Source organism: Candidatus Diapherotrites archaeon (genome assembly GCA_040755695.1).
Lineage (GTDB): Archaea > Iainarchaeota > Iainarchaeia > Iainarchaeales > 1-14-0-10-31-34 > JBFMAK01.
This window is the reverse complement of sequence record JBFMAK010000007.1, coordinates 1-7992: the sequence shown is the minus strand read 5'-3', so window position 1 is coordinate 7992 and position 7992 is coordinate 1. Positions and strand designations below refer to the sequence as shown.

Below are 7992 nucleotides of genomic sequence, written 5' to 3'. Positions count from 1 at the left end.
GCCCCTTCGGCGAGCCCCGGGTCCCCAGCAACTACCTGCAGCAACCCATGCAATTTTCCACCAAACCCTATGATGAAAATACGGGGTTGTCTTATTATGGGTATCGTTTTTATGTCCCGGCATTGGGCAGGTGGCTGACCAGGGACCCGATTGGGGAAGAGGGTGGGATTAATCTTTATGAATTTGTAAAAAATAGCCCCGTGAATTTTATAGACCCTAAGGGTTTAAAGGTATACCCGCCTGTATGTCAACCTGAGCCATCATGCAATCCTTATAAAAAATGCGGGGAATGGGTTTTATATATAGTGTGTAGCACTGCTCCCAATGATCCCTGGTCTAAAGCCGTTCGCAAATGCTTATTAGATAGATGGAATAACTGTCAGTATGATAATGGTTTTTGGCAAGATCATTATGATTGCTGGTTTAAACCTTTTAATAATAAATTATGAGGAGCAAGATATGTTGAGAAATATAATTGCATATAAATCAGGAATTGTAATAGGGTTTATAATTGCTTTCTTTCTTGTTTGTTACCAAATACTTTCGATGAAGCATCAGAATAGGAATGATATGCTATCCTCTGTGGGAGGCATAGGATTGATTGTTTCAGTAATAATTGCTGGAATGGTCTCAGGATATATAATAGAGAACTTTATTATTAAGAAATATGTTCAAATAGGACAAATATGGGGAGCAATAGTCGGAAGCATATTAATATCTCCATTGTCATTATATTATGGAATAATTTTCGGAACTGTAGGCGGGGGTATTGGATACATGCTTACAAGTAATATTGGGCTAAAGTATCTGGGGGTATACATAGGTATATTCATTGCCATATTGTTGACTATTATTATTATTGAGTGCATAGGTGCGATAATCGGATCTATTATAGGATCTTTTATTCAATCAACAATTAAATAACAAGCAGGCGTAGGGCGGGAAAGTGAAATGCATCCCGCCTTCTGCAATTGAGGAGAACCGGTCTTGGGAGAAATGGCGACGGCAAGAAGGCTGACATACACCTGGGGGCAGGGCCTGCCCGGGGGCATCGGCGGGCTGCTGGACCTCTGCCAGGGCGGGGCCCAGTATTCATACCTGTACGACGGCAAGGGGAACGTCACCGCCCTCCTGGACGCAAACGCTAATATCGCCGCCACCTACGCCTACGGCCCCTTCGGCGAGCCCCGGGTCCCCAGCAACTACCTGCAACAGCCCATGCAATTCTCCACCAAACCCTATGATGAGAATACGGGATTGTCTTATTACGGGTATCGCTTTTATGTACCGGCATTGGGCAGGTGGCTGACGCGGGACCCCATCGGGGAGAGGGGCGGGATTAATCTGTATGGGTTTGTGGGGAATGATCCGATTAATTTGATTGATCCCTATGGGCTGGTACCTCCTTGCAAAGGCACATGGGTACCGGTTGCTTGGGATGCAGATTATTCGCATTGGCATTGCAATTGCTATTGGAGGTGTGTCCCTTGGGATGATCCTCATCCTTCTTCGCCTAAACTGTGTGATGATTATCGAAACCTTCCTAAAACGACGTCCCGGCGTGAGGCAGGGGGAGGTGGGTGTGTTTGCGACAGTCCTCCTAGTCGCGACTGGGGGCCACTGCCGGCGCCCCGATTCGATCCGAAAAACCCACCTAAGACCAGAGAGCCGGGATATTGGTCCGAGCGTTAAATCGGACGCACAAGACACAAAGCGAGGAAGATATGTTAAGAAAATCATGTTTGTTATTCTGTATTTTGGTCTTTGCTGCCGGGACTAGGGTTTCGTGGTCCAGCAATGATGATGAGGATTATATCATCGGACTGCGCTATCCCAAAAGTTATGATGTAAAAACCTATGGAGATATTCCGAACGTACGCGATGTCAAATACAAAGTCCGGCTATCCTTCCCTTCTAAAGAGGTTTTACTCTTTTATGATAATAAATTAAAAGATATTGGTTGGCTTCCGTTCGTACAGCCCAACTATCAGGAAAGCGATAGAAGATGGAAGCAAATAGTTGATGCTACAGTTGAGGGCAACCCTCTGGTCCATCGGTTAATTGCCAAATGGGTGAATAAAGATCGTACTAAATTGGTTTTTTTGGTCATTAAATACTCTTCAAGATATTTAAATAAACAGTGGAATATGTATGCTAGTGAGAAAATCCCAAATAATGATATTCAAGAAGTAGCCTTACAGATTGGGCCATTTTCAATATTGGAGCCTCCTGAACCAGGCAAAATGGATTAAGTTATGCAGTTTTTATTCTTTTTGAGCAGGCGTAGGGCGGGAAAGTGAAACGCATCCCGCCTTCTGCAATTGAGGTGAAACGGTCTTGGGAGAGATGGCGACGGCAAGAAGGCTGACATACACCTGGGGCCAGGGCCTGCCCGGGGGCATCGGCGGGCTGCTGGACCTGAACCAGGGCGGATCGCATTATTCTTATCTTTATGACGGCAAGGGCAACGTCACCGCCCTCCTGGACGAGAACGCCAACGTGGCCGCCACCTATGCCTACGGCCCCTTCGGCGAGCCCCGGGTCCCCAGCAACTACCTGAGCCAGCCCATGCAATTTTCCACCAAGCCCTACGATGAAAATACGGGGTTGTCTTATTATGGGTATCGTTTTTATGTCCCAGCTTTGGGAAGATGGCTTACGCGGGACCCGCTGGGGGAAGAAGGTGGGATTAATTTGTATGGGTTTGCGGAGAATAATCCGATAAATTGGGTCGATCCATTTGGCCTCTGGACAATGCCATTTCCAGCTCCTGTTCCAATTGTGCCTCCCTTCGCTTGGCCTGGAACTCCAGCAAACAAAGATTTTACAGACGCAACTAAAAGAGCGTTTAGAAGGTTTTGGGATGATGATGCAAATCCTGATGACGAAACTCGAAGGCGTATTTATGATAAATGTTTCAGAGAGTGCGAAAAGCATCTTGGACGTGATCGTTGTGATCAAGGGGCCCCATTCAGAAATTGTATGAGAAGATGCATGAAAAGATATGGTTACCCATATCCATGAATATATGATCAATAAAAAAATGATAAGTAAGGTGCTTATATGAGTTCTCTAGAACATTTAGATTTATTGCTTGGCGAAGCTCTCGAATCTATTATGGGGGCTTCTAGTGAAGTCAAGGGATTGACTATGATTGACCAGAAAGAAACTCTAATGCTACTTGGTCGCATAGTTTGTGAGTTATGGGATATACGCGATAAAATATATTTTCTTAAGCCAGAGTTGAAACGTGATTTTGTTCGGGAATATGAAGAAGATGAACAAAGATATGAGAAACTCAAAGACCTCCAGATGCAAGCCTACGAGGCCGAAAATATTGGTCATATTGATTATGCTATAAGTTTATACAAAGAATTATTTGAAATATCTCGTTTTGGATATTTTCGATTATTGGCTGAAGCTGGACTTTATCGACTTTCGAAAATGAGATAGGTTGAGATAGTGCCGCAGAAAGATATGATAATTGTCTGGTTGGGAGGCATCTATGACAATTGGTCACTAATTAGCAGGCGTAGCAGGCGTAGGGCGGGAAAGTGAAACGCACCCCGCCTTCTGCAATTGAGGTGAACCGGTCTTGGGAGAGATGGCGACGGCAAGAAGGCTGACATACACCCGGGGCCAGGGCCTGCCGGGGGGCATCGGCGGGCTGCTGGACCTCTGCCAGGGCGGGGCCCAGTATTCATACCTGTACGACGGCAAGGGGAACGTCACCGCCCTCCTGGACGCAAACGCTAATATCGCCGCCACCTACGCCTACGGCCCCTTCGGCGAGCCCCGGGTCCCCAGCAACTACCTGCAGCAGCCCATGCAATTCTCCACCAAACCTTATGATGAAAAGACCGGATTGTCCTATTATGGCTATCGCTATTATGTACCGGCATTGGGCAGGTGGTTGACGCGGGACCCGTTGGGAGAGGAAGGTGAGATTAATTTGTATGGGTTTGTGGGGAATGATCCAGTAAATTTCGTTGACCCGCTAGGGTTGTACTACTTAGGACCTGGAGATTTAAGAAATTGCATAGGGGCATGCAAAAGAGGCGGTGAAAGGTTAGCATGCTATTGTAGGTCACTGCCTACTCCTCAACTTCGTGCTGGATGTTGGGCATTGATGTTTGCTAGCGAAACTGCCTGCATTGGCTGGTGTTATTGGCATTTTGGAAAGTAGAAAAATGGGAGGTCATTTATGATGAAGAAGTTTGAGATTATCTGCGAACGAAAACTTATTGAGTATGATTTGGATAATAAAGAAATCAAAGTACTTTTGGGAAAACCATCAAAGTATCAAGACACGGAGTTCATTTGTGCTTTTCAAATAATTGGGCTGGAAAATTCTCAAATACAATATGCACATGGCGAAGATAGCTTTCAAGCGCTTATTATGGCTTTAGAGGGTATAAGAGTGACCCTAAATAAAAGTGATAAGAACTTGACTTGGATCGGAGGCGAGAAAGGTGATCATGGATTTCCGCGGTTTGTGACTATGTCCTTCGGACTAGCGTTCTCCCAGCTGCTCGATAATATTATCGATCAAGAAATAAAAATTTTTGCTGAAAATGCGCAGAAAAAATAGCAAGCGTAGGGCGGGAAAGTGAAACGCATCCCGCCTTCTGCGATTGAGGTGAACCGGTCTTGGGAGAGATGGCGACGGCAAGAAGGCTGACATACACCTGGGGGCAGGGCCTGCCCGGGGGCATCGGCGGGCTGCTGGACCTGAGCCAGGGCGGATCGCATTATTCTTATCTTTATGACGGCAAGGGCAACGTCACCGCGCTCCTGGACGACAACGCCAACGTGGCCGCCACTTACGCCTACGGCCCCTTCGGCGAACCCCGGGTCCCCAGCAACTACCTGCAGCAGCCCATGCAATTTTCCACCAAACCTTATGATGAAAAGACGGGATTGTCTTATTACGGGTATCGATTCTATGTACCTGCATTGGGAAGATGGCTGACCCGGGACCCGCTGGGGGAAGCTGGGGGAATTAATCTTTACGGGTTCACGGGGAACAACCCGATAAACTCAATTGATCCCTGGGGACTAACATTTGATGGTCCAGGTTGGGATATTCCAGAACCAAGAAGATTTCCCGGTTTTAATGACCCCTACTTATGTAGATACCCCCCAGGACCAGGATCAAATCCAGAGCCACCTTCACCGCACAGACTTCCTTGTCCAAAACCAGATCGTAAAAAATGTAATCCTTATCCATATCTTGCATGTCTTTGCTTTTGTGAAGTCATGTGCCATACTGCAACTGCCGGACATCCATTTGGCTGGTTACCATGCGCAATATCATGCCACATCGCCTGCGAACCCTTAAGAAGAGGATGTGATTAAATGGAAAAGGTCATAATAATAGTTATTGGTTTATTATTCTCTATTAGAGGAGGAAAAATCTATTTGCGTACTGGCTTAAAAGGCGAATTGATCAGAGCTATTGGCATTATTTTAATTATGATATCGTATCATGTCGATGATATAATTCTTGGCATAATTGGATTTGTTATATTTAATGTAGGATGGTTAATATTAGTTACTTTTGAAGGAGAAATATGCAAAGAAATTTACGGAAACGTAAGAATATATGATAGGATAATTGGTAATTTTCCACAATTACTAGATGAAAGAGAGGTTCGTGCAGCATCTAAAACAATAGGAATTGTTAGTGGTGTTCTTTGTTTTATTTCTGCGTTTGAGTTTTATAAGAGATTAGAATCAAGTGATATTATTGATATTGTTAATATTGTAATCCTAATAATGGCAGGTATTTTATTTGTAACTTATTTTATACTAAAAAAATAAAGTAATAATAAAAATGGGGCAATATTAAATAGAAGCAAATAACTATTAAATAAGGAAAGACATCATTTATTCGCGCGATGGGAAACGTTACATGAACGACGGCTTTCAGATCGTGCAGGAACGGGACCAAAACCAGAACGTCATCAATGAATACACCTGGGGGCAGGGCCTGCCGGGGGGTATCGGCGGGCTGCTGGACCTGAATCAGGGCGGATCGCATTACTCCTATATTTTTGACGGCAAGGGGAACGTCACCGGGCTCCTGGACGAGAACGCCAACGTGGCCGCCACTTACGCCTACGGCCCCTTCGGCGAACCCCGGGTCCCCAGCAACTACCTGCAGCAGCCCATGCAATTTTCCACCAAACCTTATGATGAAAAGACGGGATTGTCTTATTACGGCTATCGTTATTATGTGCCGGCGTTGGGCAGGTGGCTAACGCGGGACCCGATAGGAGAAGAAGGGGGGATTAATCTTTATGAATTTGTTGGGAATGATCCAGTAAATTACATTGATACCGATGGCCTTTGGAGATTTCCTTTCAGACCTTTGTGGCGTCCTTCACCTTCACAAAGGCAGCCGATTCCAAGGTCTTACCCGAAACCTGACCAACCCCAATGCAAGCCAGCTCCACCATACGCAAAGGGTCAGCCACCAAATCCTGATGAATTTCTTCCTGAACATTGGCGACGTTATGAGCCGAAATCTGGGCCTTTCGATCCAATTTATCCTCCACCACCTTTACCACCTTGGCCTCCAGATTCAACAGACGACCTTTATGATCCCAAATCAAATCCTGCAGGGATGATCTAGGAGATATGAAATGGAAAAAATTAGCAAAAAGGATGTCCAGTTAGATGAAAAAATTAGAAGCGGCACGGCAAATATTGATGACTATTTTGAATTAGGAAATACTTATCTAAAACGTGGACAATATGAAAAACTGTTAGATTTATATGCCGAATTAAGGCTCAAACAACTTTCTGATATTGAATTGGCTCGAGTTTATAATGAAGAAGGAGAAGCCTTCTTAGCTTACGGGGAGATAGAAAAAGCAAAGATATTATTTGAGAAATCTCTACAATATCTTTACTCATGTGGAGATTCAGCGGAATGTCTCCTCTGGAAAGGATTAAATCATTATAATCTGTTTCTATATGAATATGATAATAATTTATCTGAAAACCATGCTATCAATGCTTTGAAGTGTTTTGAATCACTCATAGAAAATCTACCTCAGGAACAAAGCGATCATAAAATCCACTCGTGTATAGCTGATATCTACATGAAATTCGGAGATTATCGAAAAGCATTAGCTGCATATGATATAGCTTTAAAGCTATCACCAGATGATGATGACAAGATATGGATATTAACAGGCATAGCATCAATATATAGCCAGAAGAAGGAATACGATAAGTCCCTAAATTACTTTAGGGAAGCCCTGCAAAAGGCCAAGATCGCCAAAGTGCCTACATCGAAGATATATTATGATATGGGGGAATTATTTTTTAAGGAAAATCGATTGGACGAAGCAAAAAATGCTTTTCAGGAAGCCTTGAAAAGTAAGGATAGCGATCCCTTGCTAAAGGGCAACTCTATATATGACATTGGTATTTTTTGGCATCTTGGCATCATTGCTTATAGAATGCAGGATGATGTCAACATAATTAATTATTTAGAGAAGGTATTAATGATAATAGATAAAAGACACTATTATTATGCTAATTCCCATTTAACATTAGGACACTATTATTGGTCAATAGGTGATTATGAAAAGGCTAGAGAACATTACAATCAGGTTCTTATTGCGCCGCGAGCCGCTGATGAAGAAATAGAAATGGCGAAGGATTGCTTGGCTAAGATACCTTTGAATGCTTAAGAGTAAGCATATTATAGGTCCAAACTATCTAAGATTATTCTTAATCAATTTATAACTCTCCCGTAAGAGGTGGGAAAATTATTATGAATTATCAGCTTATCAAACTAATTATTGGCCCAATTATTATCTGCCTTCTATTAGCCACCTCTGAGCCGGCCACCACCGCCCAATACACCTACGACACCCTGAGCCGCCTCGAACAGGTGCAGTACGAAGACGGCACCATCATCCACTACACGTACGACGCCGCGGGCAACCGCACCGCCCGGGAGGTGATCGCGGTTAC

General features: G+C 44.1%; 13 protein-coding genes. All 13 read left to right on the top strand.

Going from position 1 to position 7992, the window contains the following annotated elements; translation table 11 throughout:
* On the top strand, positions 1 to 449 hold a 449-nt coding region (locus AB1467_07230), incomplete at its 5' end, for an RHS repeat-associated core domain-containing protein (protein MEW6296046.1).
* Positions 391 to 924 (top strand): hypothetical protein, encoded by a 534-nt coding sequence (locus AB1467_07225; GenBank protein ID MEW6296045.1) that lies wholly within the window; start codon positions 391 to 393, stop codon positions 922 to 924. The genes AB1467_07230 and AB1467_07225, both read left to right, overlap by 59 nt.
* A gap of 72 nt (positions 925 to 996) precedes the next feature.
* Entirely contained in the window at positions 997 to 1692 is a 696-nt protein-coding gene (locus AB1467_07220) for an RHS repeat-associated core domain-containing protein (protein MEW6296044.1), read from the top strand.
* Between the two features lie 32 nt (positions 1693 to 1724).
* Positions 1725 to 2252, top strand: a complete 528-nt coding sequence (locus tag AB1467_07215) for a hypothetical protein (protein ID MEW6296043.1) — start codon at positions 1725 to 1727, stop codon at positions 2250 to 2252.
* 94 nt (positions 2253 to 2346) lie between these two features.
* Positions 2347 to 3024, top strand: coding sequence for an RHS repeat-associated core domain-containing protein (locus AB1467_07210; protein ID MEW6296042.1), 678 nt, complete (start codon positions 2347 to 2349; stop codon positions 3022 to 3024).
* 39 nt (positions 3025 to 3063) lie between these two features.
* A complete protein-coding gene (locus AB1467_07205; GenBank protein MEW6296041.1) occupies positions 3064 to 3453 on the top strand; it encodes a hypothetical protein in 390 nt (129 codons plus the stop codon).
* A gap of 151 nt (positions 3454 to 3604) precedes the next feature.
* Positions 3605 to 4186, top strand: coding sequence for an RHS repeat-associated core domain-containing protein (locus tag AB1467_07200; protein ID MEW6296040.1), 582 nt, complete (start codon positions 3605 to 3607; stop codon positions 4184 to 4186).
* A 21-nt stretch (positions 4187 to 4207) separates the two neighbouring features.
* Positions 4208 to 4591: a hypothetical protein gene (locus AB1467_07195; GenBank protein MEW6296039.1), complete on the top strand. Its 384-nt coding sequence runs from the start codon at positions 4208 to 4210 to the stop codon at positions 4589 to 4591.
* Between the two features lie 68 nt (positions 4592 to 4659).
* Positions 4660 to 5358 carry an RHS repeat-associated core domain-containing protein gene (locus AB1467_07190; GenBank protein ID MEW6296038.1) on the top strand — a complete coding sequence of 233 codons (699 nt, stop codon included), beginning with the start codon at positions 4660 to 4662 and terminating at the stop codon, positions 5356 to 5358.
* On the top strand, positions 5359 to 5823 hold the full coding sequence (locus tag AB1467_07185) for a hypothetical protein (GenBank protein MEW6296037.1): 465 nt from the start codon (positions 5359 to 5361) through the stop codon (positions 5821 to 5823). It abuts the gene before it with no gap.
* Positions 5824 to 5914: 91 nt separating this feature from the next.
* Positions 5915 to 6637 carry an RHS repeat-associated core domain-containing protein gene (locus AB1467_07180; GenBank protein MEW6296036.1) on the top strand — a complete coding sequence of 241 codons (723 nt, stop codon included), beginning with the start codon at positions 5915 to 5917 and terminating at the stop codon, positions 6635 to 6637.
* Between the two features lie 10 nt (positions 6638 to 6647).
* The gene (locus tag AB1467_07175) at positions 6648 to 7706 is read left to right on the top strand and encodes a tetratricopeptide repeat protein (GenBank protein MEW6296035.1); all 1059 of its coding nucleotides are present in this window, start codon (positions 6648 to 6650) and stop codon (positions 7704 to 7706) included.
* Positions 7707 to 7789: 83 nt separating this feature from the next.
* On the top strand, positions 7790 to 7992 hold a 203-nt coding region (locus tag AB1467_07170; protein ID MEW6296034.1), incomplete at its 3' end, for an RHS repeat domain-containing protein.